Here is an 18,034-nt window from a genome sequence, read left to right as displayed (position 1 = left end):
TTACATCGTGCGAGTTTCAAATCTTTTTGCCGTATCCGCTTGCGCAGATACCGCTCGACCAAAAACCCACACCTATCAATTACCCAATTTTTAAAGAACTAACTACTCATCACCACTTCTTCATCCGCTTCGTTTCGCGTCGCGTCAGAAGCGAAGGCGTGCATTCTACAGAAACTAACAAGAATGTCAACACCCATCGCCACTTTTTTAAAGCCCAAAAACACTCTCAGGCAGAAAACGAAGAACCACACCCACAAGTGGACGTTGCATTCGGATTCTTGATCACAAACTGCGCCCCCTCCAACCCCTCGGTGTAATCAATCTCCGCCCCAACCAAATATTGATAACTCATCGGATCAACCAGAAGGACTACGCCATTTTTCTCAAGCGCCGTATCGTCTTCATTTGCAACCTCATCAAAGGTAAACCCGTACTGAAAACCTGAGCACCCCCCTCCGGTAACAAAAACCCGCAACTTCAAATCCGGATTACCCTCCTCCGCGATCAGATCCTTCACCTTATTCGCAGCACTATCAGTAAAAACAAACGGCAAAGGCATCTCTGCAACTGCGCCCATAACAAACCCTTTCAAATGACAAAATGCGTTGGCGAAGAACACACCATCGACTAACACAAAAACCACCGAGCGAGCCACTCCCACTTGGCACCATGCATTCGAACCCAATGCAACCGAAGAAGTTCCGGCCGACACCCACAAAAGGACGGCGATCTGCGACACCATTCACCGGGGAACCGAAAAACAATATTCGCATTTTGCGACCACCACCCAGGCAAGTGCGCAATCATAGTCCGGACAACCAAAAAAAACAAAAGCCGCCCCATGGGCGGCTTTTGCTGGCGAACAGAAATTTTTAGCGCTTGGAGAACTGCTTACGGCGACGCGCCTTATGCAGACCCACCTTCTTACGCTCAACCTCGCGGGCATCACGGGTCACAAAGCCCGCCTTGGAAAGAACCGACTTCAACTGAGCATCGTATTCGATCAACGCACGGGTAATACCATGACGCACAGCGCCGGCCTGGCCAGACTCACCACCACCGGAAACATTGACGAGAATATCAAAACCGGCGGCCTGCTCGACCAACTCAAGCGGCTGGCGAACAATCATGCGCCCGGTAACGCGGGAAAAGAACTCATCAACCGGTTTTCCATTAACGGTGATATTTCCCGAGCCACGCTTCATGAAGACACGAGCCACGGCGCTTTTGCGACGCCCCGTGCCATAAAAATAATTTTCAGCCATTTCGACCTCTTAAAGTTCCAGAACTTTCGGCTGCTGAGCCGCGTGCGGATGCACATCACCCACATAGCACTTCATTTTCTTGAGCATGGCGTAACCGAGCGGCCCTTTCGGGAGCATCCCCTTGACAGCCTTCTCAAGAACACGAGCCGGGAAACGCTGCTGCATCTTGATAAAACTCGTTTCGTAAATACCGCCCGGAAAACCGGTATGGCGATAATACTTTTTGTCTTGCGCCTTATTGCCGGTCACGCGCAACTTCTCGACATTAGTAACAACGATAAAATCGCCGGTATCAACGTGAGGAGTAAATTCTGGTTTGTGCTTACCACGCAAGCGGCGAGCGATTTCGGTAGCAAGGCGACCGAGCACCTTGTCGGTGGCATCGACCACAAGCCACTCGCGCTTTACTTCATGCGATTTGGCGGAAAAAGTCTTCATTTGAAACGCCGTCCTTGTATGCCTGATAACGGAAAGCCGGTCATGCTATTACAAACCGGCCAAACATGTCAATCAATCTGCTGTACAAAAAGAAAAAATCTCTCCAATCGTTTTTTTCACCCCCCCACCCCCAGAGCTCCCGTCGTTGCTCGAAAAACACAGACAGAGTCGAGTAAAATCGCGACTGCAACCCTCACCTCCCCGAACTTTTTGCAACCAGATGGAAGCCCCCTGATGCTACTCGGACGCACCAACGTTAACAAATTCCTGATCGAGGAACAACGCCGAAACCCTATGCTCGAAGGCGACTTCTCGATGCTGGTAAGCGACATTGTACGTTCCTGCAAGGCAATCTCGCAGGCCGTCTCGCGGGGCATTCTCTCGAGCCATTCGTTCGCAACTCCAACCCCCCTTGAGGCAATCCCGAAAACGCTCAAATCATTGGCCGAGCAAACAATCATTCAGCATTGCGCCTGGGGCGGCCACGTCGCCGCCATGTCTTCCGCGGACTTGGATGATATTTTTGTCGCATCGGAGGCCGGACAGCGCGGAAAGTACCTATTGGTGTTCGATCCGCTTGATGGAGCGACTAACCTCGACGTCAACCTCTCCGTAGGCACCATTTTCTCGATTTTGTACTGCCCCGAAGAGGACGCCCCCGTTTCGGCCGCCGATTTTTTTCAGACTGGCTCACACCAAGTAGCTGCGGGGTACGCGCTCTATGGCTCGTCCACGATGCTTGTGCTGACGGTTGGCACCGGCACGCACGGCTTTACGCTGGACAGGGAGATAGGGGAATTCTTGCTAACCCACCCAAACTTGCAAGCTCCCGCCGACACTCAAATCTTTTCGATCAACGCGTCGAAAAACCGCTTCTGGGAGCCTCCGATCCGGCGCTACGTGGAAGAATGCCTTGACGGACAAACTGGCGTACGACACAAGGATTTCAACATGCGCTGGGCCGCCTCAATGGTTGCCGACGTCCATCGCCTGCTGATTCGCGGCGGCGTCTTCATTTGCCCGCGCATCAACGCAGACCTCGGCGACCCGGGCCGCATCGCGCTGCTGCACAAGGCCAATCCGATGGCCATGCTTGTCGAACAGGCTGGCGGACTTGCCTCAACAGGCTACGACCCCGTCGTTGATGTCAAGCCAGAATCACTGCATCAGCGCGTTCCCGCGATTCTTGGGTCGCGCAATGAAGTCGAACGCATCAATCGATACCACGTTGAATACCAGAACGGGGAAGACAAGCCCTTCACATCGCCGCTCTTCGGGACACGCTCCCTATTCCGTATCGAATAGCCAGCAACGGGAAACAGGAAACACTTCATGTCGATCAAACACCCCATCATTGCCGTCACCGGATCATCTGGCGCTGGAACGACTTCAATTACCAAGTCGTTCCAGCATATTTTCCGGCGCGAAAAAATCAACGCGGAAATCATCAAGGGGGACAGTTTTCACCGCTATGACCGCGGAGCAATGCAGGCCAAGATGGACGAAGAGACAGCGGCCGGAAATCACAACTTCAGCCACTTTGGCCCCGAAGCCAACCTGCTGGAGAATCTCGAAGGCCTATTCCGTGAATACGGAGCAACCGGCCGCGGCAAGAGCCGTCATTACATTCACGACGAAGAAGAGGCAAAACTGTATGGCGCAGCGCCTGGCACCTTTACCGAATGGCACCCCATTCCGGAAAACACCGACCTGCTCTTTTACGAAGGACTGCATGGCGTAATCAAGACCAACAAGGTCGACATCGGCAGCCATGTCGACCTGCGCGTCGGCGTCGTTCCCATCATCAACCTCGAATGGATACAAAAGATCCATCGCGACAAAGCCTTGCGAGGTTACTCGACGGAAGCGGTAATGGATACGATCCTGCGCCGGATGCCCGACTACGTGCACTACATCTGCCCGCAATTCTCGAAGACCCACGTCAACTTCCAGCGCGTGCCGACCGTAGACACGTCGAACCCTCTGATTGCCCGCGACATCCCCTCTTTGGACGAGAGTTTTCTCGTTATTCGCTTCAGCAACCCAAAGGGCATCGACTTCCCCTACCTGCTAAGCATGCTCGACAACTCGTTCATGTCACGCCCGAACAGCATCGTCTGCCCCGGTGGAAAAATGGAGCTGGCCATGCAGATCATTTTTACCCCGATGATCATGCAGCTGATGGACAAGAAACGCCGTGCGCGTTGAATAGCTCAATCCGCCCGACCGTTCCAGAAGACTTTCTCAGGCGCTGGCCTGACGCTGTTTAAACCAGCCGATAGCGACCGGCACCAGAGAAACGAAGATGATGCCGATGATCACGGCACTCAGGTTTCTCTGAACCCAAGGCAGGTTGCCGAAAAAGTATCCAGCCAAGGTCAGCGAAACCACCCAGCCGACCGCCCCCACCAGGTTGAAGAACAAAAAGCGTGGATAGCTCATCGATCCAATACCGGCGACGAAAGGCGCAAAGGTTCTGAACAAAGGGAGAAAGCGCGACAACACCAACGTTTTTCCACCGTGCCGTTCATAGAAGGCATGCGTCTTGACGAGCGCATCACGATTGAAAAAGCGGGAGTTTTCCCACTGGAACACTTTCGGCCCAAGAAAACGGCCGATCTGATAATTCACCATGTTGCCGACGGCCGCTGCCACCAGAAGCACACCAACAAGCAAAGCAATATCCATTTGCCCAAGGGCGGCCAACGCGCCGGCAACAAAAAGCAGCGAATCTCCCGGCAGGAACGGCGTTACCACGAACCCCGTTTCGCTGAAAACAATGACGAAAAGAATGGCGTAGATCCAGGCACCATATTGCAGGACAAGCAACGCAAGGTGCTTGTCGAGATGCAGCACAACATCGGCAAAACCCGCAAACATATCCACGAAAAGCGTAAGAAATTCCATCTCGACGGCGCCACACACAAAAGCGGCATTTTACCCGAAGCCCCGCCGGTATAATCCGCGCATGCACCAGAACACTCGCCCCACCCCCGCCATCCAGCTTTTACCCGATCTGCTCATCAGCCAGATTGCTGCCGGTGAAGTCGTCGAACGCCCGGCATCCGTACTCAAGGAACTGCTCGAAAACGCGCTTGATGCCGGCAGCACCGCCATCCACGTCCAACTGGAAGAAGGTGGCGTCAAACTGATCCGCATCAGCGACGATGGCTGCGGCATCGCCAAGGATCAACTGGCGTTGGCGCTCACTCGCCATGCCACGTCGAAAATCGCCACGCTGGAAGACCTCGAGCGCGTCGGCACGCTCGGGTTTCGTGGAGAAGCGCTCGCTTCGGTCGCTTCGGTCGCCCGACTGACGCTTACCAGCCGGCAAGCAGGTGCCTCGCACGCATGGCGGCTGCAGGCTGAAACCGGCACCGAACCAGAACCGGCCGCGCTGGTCGCCGGAACGGTCATCGAGATGCGCGACCTCTACTACAACACGCCGGCCCGACGAAAATTCCTCAAAGCGGAAGCGACCGAATTCGCCCACTGCGCCGACGCCTTCCGACGCATCGCGCTGGCCCACCCTTCGGTCGCATTCACCCTGACCCACAACGGCCGCACCGGCCTCCATCTGCCGAAAAGCGACGCCGCGGGACGCGCCGGCGCCATTCTCGGCCCAGCCTTTCTCGCCGAATCGCGCGCTGTCGACACTGGCTCCGGCCTTCTGCGCGTGTCCGGTCATTGCGCAATCCCAGCACACTCGCGGGCGCGCAGCGACGGCCAGTACTGCTACGTTAACGGCCGCTTCGTGCGCGACAAACTGTTAAGTCATGCTTTGCGCGAAGCGTATCAGGACATGCTGCACGGCAGTCGCCATCCGGCCTATTGCCTGTTTCTCGAAATCGACCCCACGGCGGTGGATGTCAACGTCCACCCGGCCAAAACCGAGGTACGCTTCCGCGACAGCCGCGCGGTGCATCAATTTGTTTTCCACGCCGTTCAAAAGGCGCTGTCAGCCCCAATGGGCACGGACGCAAGCGCCACAACCTCTCGGCCCGCGCCTTCTCTGCCGGCAACCTCTCGCACGGAACCGAGAACAAACTACGCACCCCCAGTGGTCCAGCAATCGCTGAGCATCAGCGAACCGGCAACCGCCGCCTATTACGCGTTCAGCCGGGCGGCGCATTCGCCGCTTCCGGGTACTTCGGCGCGGCTACAGTTCGGCGCACAGACAACCGCCGGCACGCCGCTCGCACCCTCCCCGGTCGACACATCTCCCGAAATACCGCCGCTTGGCTACGCGCTGGCGCAACTGCATGGCATCTACATCCTTGCCCAGAACGCGCAGGGGCTGGTGCTTGTCGACATGCACGCGGCACACGAGCGCATCGTTTATGAGAAGCTGAAGAGCGCTTTTGATGACCAGTCTGTCGCCACTCAATCGCTGCTGATCCCGGCCGTTTTTTCGGCCAACGGCCTGGAGGTCGCCACCGCCGAAGAACACGCCAACGCCCTGCACGACATGGGATTCGAGATTGCTGCGATGGGACCGACGCAACTGGCCGTGCGCAGCATCCCCGCCCTGCTGCAAGCGGCGGATCCGGCTTCGCTCGTGCGCGCCTTGCTGACCGAGTTACGTGAGCACGGCGTGACGCAACTGATGACCGAGCGAAGAAATGAACTTCTGGCAACGATGGCCTGCCACGGCGCCGTACGCGCCCGCCGCCAGCTTTCGGTGCCGGAAATGAACGCCCTGCTGCGCCAGATGGAAGAAACCGAACGCGCCGACCAGTGCAACCATGGGCGGCCCACCTGGACGCAGCTCTCGATGCACGAACTCGATTCCTTTTTCCTGCGCGGCCGATGAATACACGACCTCCCGCCATCCTGCTCATGGGGCCGACCGCCTCGGGGAAAACCGCCGCCGCACTATGGCTGGCCGAACGCTATCCGGTGGAACTGATCAGCGTCGATTCGGCACAGGTTTTTCGCGACATGGACATCGGCACGGCAAAACCCGACGCCGAAACGCTGAAAGCCTTCCCGCACCACCTGATCGACCTCATCAGCCCGGAGGAAGCCTATTCGGCGGCCTGTTTCCGCCGCGACGCACTCGCCGTGATGGCCGAGATCACCGCGCGCGGCAAGATCCCCGTGCTGGTCGGCGGCACCATGCTGTACTTCAAGGCTTTGCTCGAAGGCCTCTCGGATTTACCGCACGCCAACCCGGAACTCCGGGCCGAGATCGATGCGTTTGCCGCCGCGCATGGCTGGCCCGCCGTGCATGCCGAGCTCGCCAAGCTTGATCCCGTCACGGCGGCGCGCCTACACCCGACTGACTCGCAGCGTCTGCAACGTGCGCTTGAGGTTTGCCGATTGACCGGGCGGCCCATGTCGGCATTGATCGCCGAAACCCGCCGCCAGCAAAACGATGCCTACGACTATCTGTCAATCGGCCTTCTGCCATCGGACCGCGCCGTCCTGCACGCCCGCATCGCCGAGCGCTTCGATGCCATGCTCGACGCGGGGCTGGAAGAGGAGGTCGACGCACTTCGGTACAAATACGCACTCTCACTCGACCTGCCATCGATGCGCTGCGTCGGCTACCGGCAGGTCTGGGAAGCACAGGACGGCATCTCCCCCTACGGAGAAATGCGCGATCGAGGCATCTATGCCACGCGCCAGCTTGCCAAGCGCCAGATCACCTGGCTCGCCAACACGCTCAAACCGGAAACTTTCGACTGCCTGGCCACCGACCTTTGCCAACAGATCGGCCAGCGTGTCGATGCCTTCCTGTCCGTAAGAGCTCGACACACATAAAAAGCCCATGCAACTTTGTGCATGGGCTTCCGGGACTTCGCCTCCGGCACTCCTGGCCGGAGTATGCGGCTCAACGCCGTCTGGGTGCTACACAATCATCCGCAAGCGATACCTGTAATGATTTCCCATCGAGTCTCCCGCAAATACGGCTGCACTGCCACCACCAACTACCACTACATGCTGGATTTGCCGCTGATCACAGCACATTTCCAATATAGCCAATAGCGCGGAAAAAGCCAGAAAGAGCACCGCGCGGAACACACGGCGAGACGGGCCTTACCCCGTTATGACGCCGCCTTGCGTCGGGCGACCAAGGTATAGACCACCGGGACCACAAACAGCGTCAGGAACGTACCAAGCAACAGTCCGCCGACGATGACCCAACCGATTTGCTGACGACTCTCGGCCCCTGCGCCGTGCGCCAGCGCCAGCGGGACGGCGCCAAGCACCATCGCACCGGTCGTCATCAGGATCGGCCGCAGCCGCAGCTCGGACGCTTCGATCACCGCCTGCTTGATGCCGACACCTTTTTCCTGCAACTGGTTGGCGAACTCGACGATCAGGATGCCGTGCTTGGTGATCAGGCCGACCAGCGTCACCAACCCGATCTGACTGTAAACGTTGAGCGTACCTCCGCCGAGCAGCAGGGCCAGCAGCGCACTGGTCATCGACAGCGGCACGGTCAGCATGATGATGAACGGATCGCGAAAACTCTCGAACTGCGCGGCCAGCACCAGATAGATGAAGGCCAGCGCCAGCACGAAGGTCAGCGCCAGCGACGCGCTGGAGGTCTTGAATTCGCGCGACTGGCCGGAATAATCGACGGCAAAGCCGGGCGGCAGCGCCTTGTTGGCCGTCTGCTCCATGAAAGTCAGCGCTTCGCCGAGCGTATAACCGGGGGCGAGGTTGGCGGTGATGGTCACCGCACGCCGCTGCCCGAAGTGATTGAGCTCGCGCGGGCTGACCGTCTCATCGACCTTGATCAGGTTGGCGAGCGGAATCATGCTGCCATCCTTGGCGCGCACGAAGATGTCGCGGATGTCGGAAGGCGTCGTGCGGTCGGTGTTCGCCACCTGCACGATCACGTCGTATTGCTCGCCATCCTGCTTGAAGCGCGTCACCTGCCGACCACCGAGCATCGTTTCCAGCGTACGGCCAACGGTTTCGATCTGCACGCCGGTGTCCGACGACTTGTCGCGATTCACCGACACGGACAGTTCCGGCTTGTTCAGCTTGAGGTCGGTGTCGACGTTGGTCAGACCGGGATTTTTGGCGACTTCCGCCAGAATCTTGTTGGTCGCCTCGAGCAGTTCCGGGTACGACGCCGAAGTCACCACCATGAAATTCACCGGCCGCTCGCGCGGGCTCTGGCCGAGCGACGGCGGCTGCACCGGGAAGGCGAGAACACCGGGAATGCGCATGAATTGCGGCATCAGTTCCTTGACCACGTCGCCGGCCTTGCGCGAGCGCTCGTTCCAGTCGGCCAGGCCGAGAAAGGAAATTCCCTGATTGACTGTCGGATTGCCGGAAACGACGAAATAGCGGTCGACGTCCTTGGTCTTGCCATAGATACCCTCAAGCTGATGGGCATACTTTTCCGTATAGTCGAGCGTCGCCCCTTCCGGACCGACGAACACACCGAGAATGACGCCGCGATCCTCGACCGGCGCCAGTTCGGACTTGAGCGTCTTCAGCAGCCCCACGCTGGCCACGGCAACCACGGCGAAACCGGCCATGACCAGCCAGCGCCGTTCCAGCAGTCTGGCCAGCACGCGCCGATAGCCCTGTGTCAGCCAATTCAGGAAATTCTCGATGCGCACGTAGGCTTGGTTGTGCTTTGCCTCGTGACGCAGCATCAGTGAGCACATCATCGGCGACAGCGTCAGGGCGACAAACCCCGACACCAGCACGGCGCCAGCCAGCGTCAGCGCGAACTCGACGAAGAGCTTGCCGGTGCGCCCGGTCATGAAAGCCACCGGCGCGTAGACGGCAGCCAGCGTGATGGTCATGGCGACGACGGCAAAACCGATCTCGCGCGCGCCCTTGAACGCCGCCTCGCGGCGCGGCATGCCGTCCTCGATGTGGCGAAAGATGTTTTCCAGCACGACGATCGCGTCATCGACGACAAGACCGATGGCCAACACCAGCGCCAGCAGCGTCAGCGTATTGATCGAGAAACCGAGCGCATACATCAGGCCGAACGAACCGACCAGCGATACCGGGATCGTCACCAGCGGCACCAGCGTCGCGCGCAGATTGCGCAAAAAGAAGAAGATGATCAGCAGCACCAGCACGATCGCCTCGCCGATCGTCGAGAACACCGACTGAATCGAACGGTCGATGAACACCGAAGAATCGTAGGCGATATCGACGCTCATGCCTTTCGGCAACTCGCTCTCGATGCGCGGCAGTTCGGCGCGCAGCGCCTTCGACAGATCGAGCGGATTAGCCGTCGCCTGCTTGATCACGCCCAGCGACACGGCCGGCTTACCCTTGAAGCGCACGGAACTGCGCTCGGCCGCGGCACCGAGCTCGACGCGCCCGAGATCGCCGATGCGCACCGGATAGCTGCCGCGGGCGTCGCTCGCCTGCTTGACGATGATGTCGGCGAACTGTTCCGGCTGTGTCAGGTCGGTCTTGGCCACCACCGAAAACTCGCGGCTGGCGCTCTCGATACGCCCGGCCGGCACTTCAACGTTCTGGCTGCGCAAGGCATCCTCGACATCCTGCGGCGTCAGGCTGAACGCGGCCAGCCGGTCGCGGTCGAGCCAGATGCGCATGGCAAACTTGCGCTCGCCGAAGATGCGCACGTCGGCCGCACCGGGCAGCGTCTGCAGGCGCGGCTTGACGAAACGGTTGGCGATGTCCGTCACTTCGAGCGGCGAATGCTGGTCGGAGGCAAACGCCAGCCAGATCACCGGACTGGCATCCGCTTCGACCTTGGCGATCACCGGTTCGTCGATATCGGCAGGCAACCGGTTGCGCACACGCGAGACGCGGTCGCGCACGTCGGACGCCGCCGAATCCGGATTGCGCTCGAGCCGGAAGCGCACCGAAATCTGGCTATTCTCCTGGCGTGAAATCGAGGTGATGACATCGACGCCTTCGATGCCGGCCAACGAATCCTCAAGCGGCTTGGTAATCTGCGACTCGACGATCTCGGCCGACGCGCCGCGATAGGTCGTATCGACGGTCACCACCGGCTCGTCGATTTTCGGGTACTCGCGTACCGGCAGACGGGTATACGAGACAAGGCCGATCAGCATGACGGCCAGCGACAGCACGGTGGCAAACACCGGGCGCCGGATGCACAGGTCGGAAATTTTCATCGCGCGGCCCCGGCTGGCTTCTCGCCCGTTGTGCTTTCCGTCGCGACCGGAACTTCGACGACCACGACCGGCGCGCGCTCGGCCTTGCCGGCACGGACACGATAGACGAACGGTGACTTCATGTCCGGCACGATGGCCTGCTCGGGCACCATCAGCACGTTGCCGCGCGTTTCGAAAATCAGGCGGACGCGCACGAACATGCCGGGACGCAGACGACCCTCCGCATTCGAGAGCTGGGCGCGGCAGGAAATCGCCCGCCCCGCCGTATCGACGAGCGGATTGATCGCCTCCAGCCGCGCCGCAAAAGTTTGGCCCGGCAGCGCATCGGTCGACACCTCCAGCATCTGCCCGGTTTTGAGCTGGCCGAGGTACGACTCCGGCAGGCGGAAATCAATTTTCAATGTCCCGATATCCTCGATATTGACGAGCTCCTGCCCTTCCTTGACGTAATCGCCAATACTCACGTTGCGAATCCCGACGACGCCAGCGAACGGCGCCTTGAGGCGGGTCTTCTCCAGTTTTGCCTCAGCCAGCGCCAGCGCCGCCTCCTGCACCTTCAGCGCGGCCTCGGCATTGTCGAGCGCCTGCTGGCTAACGAATTTCTTCTCGAACAATTCGCGCGTACGCTTCACGTTCATCTGCGCAAGGCCGAGGCTGGCCTTGGCCTGATCGTACTCGGCGCCCTGCATCGCCGCATCAAGGCCAACCAGCACGCTCCCGCGTCCGACCGCCGTGCCATCACGGAAATTGATCGTCGCGATCCGTCCAGCCGTTTCCGGGCGCAGGATAACCGACTCGTTCGAGCGCAACGAACCGACTGCCGTTGCATCAAGCGTCAATTCAGCCGCTTCGGCCCTGACCGTCTCCACCGGCAACGGCATGCCTCCCGCCGGCTTGCCGGGCACCGCTGCACCGGATAGCGCCGGCGTCACGAGTTGGCCGCCGTGCCGGGAATTGGCCCAGTGCGCCCAATAGGCCACGCCCAGCAAACCAAGAATGGCAACCGTCAAAACCCAGGGATGATGTTTCTTGTTTGGCATAACGCTCTGACTTTCACTCGTCTCGACAAAAAAAGGAACAGCCGGAAGGCGCCGCGTACGCGCGACAAGCTAATGACCGGCCGGTCAGCAAAAAAAAGAAGTGTAGCGGAGCTATCTGACTACTGGACAGGATTTTTCGCCGGCGTTTTCGTTCTAATTTGGTATTGCATCCGATCAAGTCGGGGAGAAAAGCACCGATAAATCAACCATGCAAGCGTTGTTCAAGAGGCAACACCATGAAAATTCCGCCCGAAACACCTCCGCTCTATCTTGCAGAGCAGCTCGCCAGGCCCGCGGCCGACCCACAGCGCACCGGACCGCTGGAAGAAACCGCGCATTTGCGCAAAAGTCCGGCAGAGGCACCACACCAGCCGGCCCGGGAAAAACCGAACACGCCGGCCAACGCCACCGACTCGCGAAACAACCGCCGCCCGGCAGAACCGGAAAACACGGCTTACACCGGAGAGGAAAGGCGCCGTTATGACCGACGGCGAATCAGCGAGCCGACACTGCTCGATACGCGCCTGTCGCGGGGACGGCGAAAAACCGATCGGACGCAGACATTCCCGGCAATCGACCTGAAAGCCTGAGCATGCCTGAAAAAGAAAAAGGCGATGCCCACGCCTGACAGCGCCTGCATCGCCCTACGCCCCTCGCCCCCGAAAAGGCCCAGCGGCTTTATCCCGCTTTATGCATCAAACAACGATCGTTTGCGCCTCACCGTCCGCACGGGCTTCGATACGGCCGATCTCGACGGCCTTCTCTCCGGCAGCCTGCAACGAAGCCAGCGCCTTTTCCGCATTCTCGCGCGCCACGATGACGACCATGCCGATGCCACAGTTGAACACGCGGTGCATTTCGCCCTCGGCCACATTGCCTTCACTCTGCAGCCACTGGAACAGTTTCGGCCGCTGCCACTTCGACTGGTCGATAACGGCCTTCACGTTTTCGGGCAGCACGCGCGGCACGTTTTCAGTCAGGCCACCGCCGGTGATGTGGGCCATGCCCTTGACCGGCATCTCCTTCATCAGCGCCAGCATCGGCTTCACGTAGATGCGGGTCGGCGCCATGATGGCATCGGCCAGCGTCCGGTCACCATCGAAAGGCGCATCAAGATCGGGGTTCGCGCGCGCAATGATCTTGCGCACCAGCGAATAGCCATTGGAGTGCGCGCCGGAAGAAGGCAGGCCGAGCACCACGTCGCCCGGCATGATGTCCCGACCGGTAATCATGCCCGACTTCTCGACGACACCGACGGCGAAACCCGCCAGATCGTATTCGCCTTCCGGATACATCCCCGGCATTTCCGCCGTTTCGCCGCCGATCAGCGCGCAACCGGCGTATTCGCAGCCCTTGGCCACGCCCTTGATGACATCGGCGGCCGTGTCAACGTTGAGCTTGCCGCAAGCAAAATAATCAAGGAAAAACAGCGGCTCGGCGCCCTGCACGAGCACGTCGTTGACACTCATGGCCACGAGATCGATGCCGACCGTATCGTGGCGCTTGAGTTCAAAAGCCAGCTTGAGCTTGGTGCCAACGCCATCGGTTCCCGAGACCAGCACCGGCTCACGGTAACGCTTTGGCACCTCGAAAAGCGCGCCAAACCCGCCCAGACCACCCAGCACGCCTTCGCGCAAGGTCTTTTTGGCAAACGGCTTGATGCGCTCGACCAGTTCGTCACCGGCATCGATATCGACACCGGAGTCACGGTAGGAAAGTGATTGCTGCGATTGCTGAGTCATGTTTAATCGTCCAAAACAAGGCTTGAGGAAGCGCGAAGGTGATAAAATCCGCCGCTTCTTTTCGAAAAGCCGGAATTTTATCCGAAATAGACGCCCCGCGCGCTGCCTGCACGACCAAGTGCGGTGCCCTGCAACCACTCCATGCGCCAACTGATCCTCGAACTCCAGCCCGAAACTCCGCCGGGCCTTGATAACTTCGTCGCTGGAAGCAACGGCGAGGTGCTGACCGGCATCGCCGCCTGGCTCGAACCGGGCAACCGCGAACCCTCGCTGTTCCTGTGGGGCGAAAGCGGCGCCGGCAAAACACACCTCCTGCGGGCCAGCGGCGGACTCTACTGTGATGGTGCCGCCGACCCGGACCTATCCTTTCTCGGCGAAAATCCGGAGGAAACCTGTCCCCTGCACGCCATCGACAACGTCGAGGCACTCAGTCCAGCGGGCCAGATTGCCCTGTTCAACCTTTTCAACCGTCAGCGCGCTACGGGCAAACGCCTGCTGACGGCAGCCAGCCGTCCACCACAACAGCTCGTCCTGCGCGAGGATTTGCGGACGCGACTTGGCTCCGGCCTCATTTACCGGCTGCAGCCGCTGACCGACGCCGAGAAGATCGATGCGCTCATGGCGCAGGCGACTGCCCGCGGCCTGCGTCTGCCGCAGGAGGCGCTCGACTACCTGCTGCTGCGCGCACCGCGCGACATGCGCAGTCTGTCGGCGCTGATCGCGGCGCTCGACCGCTACTCGCTGGAACACAAGCGCGCGATCACCCTGCCCTTGCTGCGCGAAGTCCTGCACGGCCCCGACCTCAACCCGACACCTTGATCAATCACTGCAATGACCGCCATGAATCTTGCCCTTTTCGATCTCGACAACACTTTGCTCACAGGCGACAGCGACTTTGAATGGGCGCAGTTCCTGATCGCGAAAGGCGTCCTCGACCCCGAAGTCCACGCGGCGGAAAACGAGCGCTTCTACGCGCAATACAAGGAAGGCACGCTCGACATCCATGAGTTCCTGGATTTCCAGTTGCAGCCACTGGCCCGCCACCCGCGCACGCTCCTCGACACCTGGCACCGCGAGTTCATGGATACGCGCATCCAGCCGATCATCGGCACGGCAGCGCGGGATCTGGTAAACAAGCACCTCGCCAACGGCGACCTGTGCGCCATCGTCACGGCCACGAACAGCTTCGTCACCGGGCCGATTTGCCGCGAGTTCAACATTCCGCATCTGATCGCGACGGTCCCGGCGCAGGAGAGAGGTGAATTCACCGGCAAGCCACGCGGCATGCCGTCGTTCCGCGAAGGGAAAATCACCCGCGTCGAAGACTGGCTCGAAGCAATGGGCTTGTGCTGGGCCAACTTCGAGCGCAGCTGGTTCTACAGCGACTCGTTCAACGATCTGCCGTTACTGTCGATGGTCACCGATCCGGTTGCCGTAGACCCCGACCACCGCCTCGACGCCCATGCCCGCGCTTCCAGCTGGCCGGTGCTCAGCCTGCGCAAATAGCCAGCGCAAATAGCCAGCGCTTCTAAAACTTTAAAAAGAACACGATGATCCGAAAATTCATCAGTCGCGTCCTTGGACGCAAGACAACCAGTCTCGCCGGCACCCCGGCCGTGATCGGCGTCAAGACGCACGGCATCCGGCGCGAAGCCATCAGCGCCGGATGCCGCCGCACCGTCGAAACCCTGCAGCAACATGGCTATCAGGCCTTCATTGTCGGCGGCGCCGTGCGCGATCTGCTGGCTGGCATCCCGCCCAAGGATTTCGATGTCGCCACCAACGCCACTCCGGAGCAAGTACGCCAAAGCTTCCGCCGCTCACGCATCATCGGCCGCCGCTTCCAGATCGTGCATGTCATGGCCGGGCCGGAAACCATCGAAGTCACCACCTTCCGCGGCCACCATGGCGACCAAGACAACCATAAGGCGCAGACCGACGCCCAAGGCCGCGTGCTGCGCGACAACGTCTTCGGTAGCCAGCAGGAAGATGCCGCGCGGCGTGATTTCACGGTCAACGCGCTGTATTTCGACCCGACCAGCGAAACAATCATCGACTACCACCATGGCGTCGCCGACCTCAAGCAGAAAACGCTGCGCATGATCGGTGAGCCGAAAACCCGTTACCGCGAAGACCCGGTGCGCATGCTGCGTGCCGTGCGGCTGGCGGCAAAACTCGATCTGGTCATCGACCCGGCGACCCGCCGCCCGATCCGCGAGCTCGCCGACCTGATCGAAAACGTGCCTCCGTCGCGGCTGTTCGATGAAATGCTCAAACTGCTCACCTCCGGCTACGCCGTCAAATGCGTGCAGCAATTGCGCGAGGAAGGACTGCACCACGGCCTGCTGCCGCTACTGGATGTCATCTTCGAACAACCGCTCGGCGAACGGTTCGTCATGCTGGCGCTGGAAAATACCGACAAGCGGGTGCGCCAAGGCAAACGGATCTCGTCCGGCTTCCTGTTCGCAACATTGCTCTGGCACGAGGTTCTGACCAAGTGGGAAGCAATCAAAGCGGGCGGCGAACGGCCGATCCCGGCACTCTTCCAGGCGATGGACAGCGTCCTCGACGTGCAAGCCGAGAAGCTCGCCATTACGCGCCGCATCGCCACCGACATCAAGGACATCTGGGCGTTGCAACCCCGTTTCGAACAGCGCTCCGGCAAACGCCCCTACAGCGTGCTTGAACACCTGCGCTACCGTGCCGGTTACGATTTCCTCTTGCTGCGCGCCGCTTCCGGCGAAGTGGATGAGACACTCGCGCAGTGGTGGACCGATTTTGCCAACGCCGACGGCGAGGCCCGCGCCGCGATGCTGCTGCCGCAAAAACCGGATGAGAAAAAGAAACGGCGGCGGCGCAAGCGCAAAAGCAACGGGGCGACTAGCGACAGCGCCAGTCACGAGACCGCTTGAACCGCTGTAAAGCCTGAGCTCGCATGCCCATCGCCTTCATTGCCCTTGGCGCCAATCTCGACGACCCGACGGCCCAGGTTCGCACCGCATTCGAAGCGCTCGCGCAACTGCCCGGGACGCGCCTGCTGCGCACCTCTTCGCTCTACCGAACGGCACCGGTCGGCATCGACGGCCAACCCGACTTCATCAATGCCGTCGCTGCCATCGACACGCCGCTTCCCGCAGCGGCGCTGCTGACCGCGCTGCTCGATATCGAGCAGCATTTCGGCCGACGCCGCGACTATCATTTCGCACCGCGCACGCTCGACCTCGACCTGCTGCTCTATGGTGACGAAGTCATCGACCTTCCCGGCCTGCAGGTCCCCCATCCGCGCCTGCATCTGCGCGCCTTTGTCCTGGCGCCGCTGACCGAAATCGCCCCGGACTGCCTTATTCCGGGCCGGGGAACCGTCGCCGCCTGGTTGCCTGCCGTGAGGACGCAACGCATCGAGCGACTCGACAACCCGGCGCCGGATGCCGAAAGGCAAACCGCGTGAACATCCTTGGCCTCCCGGTCATCTGGCAGACCGTTCTGCTGCTGGCCGCCTCCAACGTTTTCATGACCTTTGCCTGGTACTCGCACCTGCGCAACCTGAGCAGCCGCGCCTGGTGGATCGCCGCCCTGTTTTCGTGGGGCATCGCACTCTTCGAATACCTCTTGCAGGTGCCAGCCAACCGCATCGGGCACACCGAACTGTCTCTTGCCCAACTCAAAATACTGCAGGAGGTGATCACGCTCGCCGTGTTCGTCCCGTTCGTCGTCTTCTACATGCAGCAGCCGCTCAAGCTTGACTATCTCTGGGCGGCACTGTGTATTCTTGGCGCCGTTTATTTCGTATTCCGGTCATGAAAAAAAGCCCTCTCGAATCCGCCCGGCACATCGTCATCGAAGGCCCGATCGGCGTCGGCAAGACGAGCCTCGCCCGCCGTCTCGCCGCACACCTGCATGCCGACACGCTGCTCGAACAGCCCGAACTCAACCCGTTCCTGCCGCGCTTCTATCAGGACCAAAAGCGCTACGCACTCCAGACGCAGTTGAGCTTCCTCTTCCAGCGCATCGAACAGTTGCGCGACCTGCCGGCACTTGACGCCTATCCTTGCCCGCTAGTCAGCGATTACCTGCTCGAAAAAGACCCGCTTTTCGCCGGCCTGACACTGGGGGAGGACGAGCACAAGCTCTATCGGCAAATTTACGACCTGATGTCACCCCAAGTGGCGATGGTGCCCGACCTCGTAATTTATCTGCAGGCAAGTCCGGAAACGCTGGTTTCCCGCGTCCGCAAACGCGGCGTCGACATGGAGCGGCGCATCAGCGACGACTATCTGATCCTGCTTGGCGAGGGTTACACCCGCTTCTTCCATGCCTACGACGCCGCGCCTGTCATGGTGGTCAATTCAGAACATCTCAATTTCGTCGACAGCGACGATGATTTCCAGTTACTCGTCCAGCGCATCGAAGCCATGCGCGGGCATCGCGAATATTTCAACAGGGGAGGCTGACCC

18 protein-coding genes are annotated in these 18,034 nt (G+C 60.1%); 11 read left to right on the top strand and 7 right to left on the bottom strand.

The features are described 5' to 3' along the window. Nucleotides 1-226: 226 nt before the first annotated feature. The 3 genes from erpA to rplM all read right to left on the bottom strand — a co-directional run bounded on the left by erpA (nt 227) and on the right by rplM (nt 1,703). Nucleotides 227-577, bottom strand: coding sequence for an iron-sulfur cluster insertion protein ErpA (erpA, locus tag GH659_RS05065; RefSeq protein WP_153109777.1), 351 nt, complete (start codon nt 575-577; stop codon nt 227-229). A 295-nt stretch (nt 578-872) separates the two neighbouring features. Further along, the gene (gene rpsI, locus GH659_RS05060; RefSeq protein WP_153109733.1) at nt 873-1,265 is read right to left on the bottom strand and encodes a 30S ribosomal protein S9; all 393 of its coding nucleotides are present in this window, start codon (nt 1,263-1,265) and stop codon (nt 873-875) included. Nucleotides 1,266-1,274: 9 nt separating this feature from the next. Continuing rightward, the gene (gene rplM / locus GH659_RS05055; RefSeq protein ID WP_153109731.1) at nt 1,275-1,703 is read right to left on the bottom strand and encodes a 50S ribosomal protein L13; all 429 of its coding nucleotides are present in this window, start codon (nt 1,701-1,703) and stop codon (nt 1,275-1,277) included. 234 nt (nt 1,704-1,937) lie between these two features. Between rplM and GH659_RS05050 the strand changes: the two genes are divergently transcribed. Then, nucleotides 1,938-3,008 carry a class 1 fructose-bisphosphatase gene (locus tag GH659_RS05050; RefSeq protein ID WP_153109729.1) on the top strand — a complete coding sequence of 357 codons (1,071 nt, stop codon included), beginning with the start codon at nt 1,938-1,940 and terminating at the stop codon, nt 3,006-3,008. A 27-nt stretch (nt 3,009-3,035) separates the two neighbouring features. After that, nucleotides 3,036-3,911 carry a phosphoribulokinase gene (locus GH659_RS05045; protein WP_153109728.1) on the top strand — a complete coding sequence of 292 codons (876 nt, stop codon included), beginning with the start codon at nt 3,036-3,038 and terminating at the stop codon, nt 3,909-3,911. Nucleotides 3,912-3,947: 36 nt separating this feature from the next. Here GH659_RS05045 and GH659_RS05040 read toward each other — a convergent pair whose 3' ends face one another. Beyond that, nucleotides 3,948-4,610: a DedA family protein gene (locus GH659_RS05040; RefSeq protein WP_153109726.1), complete on the bottom strand. Its 663-nt coding sequence runs from the start codon at nt 4,608-4,610 to the stop codon at nt 3,948-3,950. A 61-nt stretch (nt 4,611-4,671) separates the two neighbouring features. Here GH659_RS05040 and mutL point away from each other — a divergent pair, with 61 nt between their 5' ends. Together mutL and miaA are read left to right on the top strand one after the other, a co-directional pair. Then, entirely contained in the window at nt 4,672-6,516 is a 1,845-nt protein-coding gene (gene mutL / locus GH659_RS05035; protein WP_153109724.1) for a DNA mismatch repair endonuclease MutL, read from the top strand. Then, nucleotides 6,513-7,469 carry a tRNA (adenosine(37)-N6)-dimethylallyltransferase MiaA gene (gene miaA, locus GH659_RS05030; protein WP_153109722.1) on the top strand — a complete coding sequence of 319 codons (957 nt, stop codon included), beginning with the start codon at nt 6,513-6,515 and terminating at the stop codon, nt 7,467-7,469. The genes mutL and miaA overlap by 4 nt, the downstream gene beginning before the upstream one ends. Nucleotides 7,470-7,753: 284 nt before the next feature. Here the strand turns inward: miaA and GH659_RS05025 are convergent, their stop codons facing one another. Continuing rightward, complete coding sequence (locus GH659_RS05025; RefSeq protein WP_153109720.1) at nt 7,754-10,798, bottom strand: efflux RND transporter permease subunit; 3,045 nt, start codon at nt 10,796-10,798, stop codon at nt 7,754-7,756. Further along, nucleotides 10,795-11,838 (bottom strand): efflux RND transporter periplasmic adaptor subunit, encoded by a 1,044-nt coding sequence (locus GH659_RS05020; protein ID WP_153109718.1) that lies wholly within the window; start codon nt 11,836-11,838, stop codon nt 10,795-10,797. The genes GH659_RS05025 and GH659_RS05020 overlap by 4 nt, the downstream gene beginning before the upstream one ends. A 236-nt stretch (nt 11,839-12,074) precedes the next feature. Here GH659_RS05020 and GH659_RS05015 point away from each other — a divergent pair, with 236 nt between their 5' ends. Continuing rightward, a complete protein-coding gene (locus tag GH659_RS05015; RefSeq protein WP_153109716.1) occupies nt 12,075-12,428 on the top strand; it encodes a hypothetical protein in 354 nt (117 codons plus the stop codon). A 105-nt stretch (nt 12,429-12,533) separates the two neighbouring features. Here GH659_RS05015 and purM read toward each other — a convergent pair whose 3' ends face one another. Then, entirely contained in the window at nt 12,534-13,580 is a 1,047-nt protein-coding gene (gene purM / locus GH659_RS05010; protein WP_153109713.1) for a phosphoribosylformylglycinamidine cyclo-ligase, read from the bottom strand. A 141-nt stretch (nt 13,581-13,721) separates the two neighbouring features. Here purM and hda point away from each other — a divergent pair, with 141 nt between their 5' ends. The 6 genes from hda to GH659_RS04980 are packed head-to-tail and all read left to right on the top strand — an operon-like array spanning nt 13,722 to nt 18,031. After that, complete coding sequence (gene hda / locus GH659_RS05005; protein WP_153109711.1) at nt 13,722-14,399, top strand: DnaA regulatory inactivator Hda; 678 nt, start codon at nt 13,722-13,724, stop codon at nt 14,397-14,399. A 21-nt stretch (nt 14,400-14,420) separates the two neighbouring features. Further along, nucleotides 14,421-15,086: a histidinol-phosphatase gene (locus GH659_RS05000; protein ID WP_153109709.1), complete on the top strand. Its 666-nt coding sequence runs from the start codon at nt 14,421-14,423 to the stop codon at nt 15,084-15,086. A gap of 44 nt (nt 15,087-15,130) precedes the next feature. Next, nucleotides 15,131-16,492: a polynucleotide adenylyltransferase PcnB gene (pcnB, locus tag GH659_RS04995; protein ID WP_153109707.1), complete on the top strand. Its 1,362-nt coding sequence runs from the start codon at nt 15,131-15,133 to the stop codon at nt 16,490-16,492. Between the two features lie 23 nt (nt 16,493-16,515). Then, the gene (gene folK / locus GH659_RS04990; RefSeq protein WP_153109705.1) at nt 16,516-17,028 is read left to right on the top strand and encodes a 2-amino-4-hydroxy-6-hydroxymethyldihydropteridine diphosphokinase; all 513 of its coding nucleotides are present in this window, start codon (nt 16,516-16,518) and stop codon (nt 17,026-17,028) included. Next, a complete protein-coding gene (locus tag GH659_RS04985) occupies nt 17,025-17,381 on the top strand; it encodes a DMT family protein (protein ID WP_153109703.1) in 357 nt (118 codons plus the stop codon). Before folK ends, GH659_RS04985 begins: the two co-directional genes overlap by 4 nt. Then, nucleotides 17,378-18,031: a deoxynucleoside kinase gene (locus GH659_RS04980; RefSeq protein WP_153109701.1), complete on the top strand. Its 654-nt coding sequence runs from the start codon at nt 17,378-17,380 to the stop codon at nt 18,029-18,031. The genes GH659_RS04985 and GH659_RS04980 overlap by 4 nt, the downstream gene beginning before the upstream one ends. The last annotated feature ends 3 nt before the right edge of the window (nt 18,032-18,034 follow it).

This window comes from Propionivibrio limicola (genome assembly GCF_009469695.1).
Classification (GTDB): domain Bacteria; phylum Pseudomonadota; class Gammaproteobacteria; order Burkholderiales; family Rhodocyclaceae; genus Propionivibrio; species Propionivibrio limicola.
Note: the sequence above shows the minus strand (reverse complement) of the source record. Positions and strands in the feature narration are given on the sequence as shown.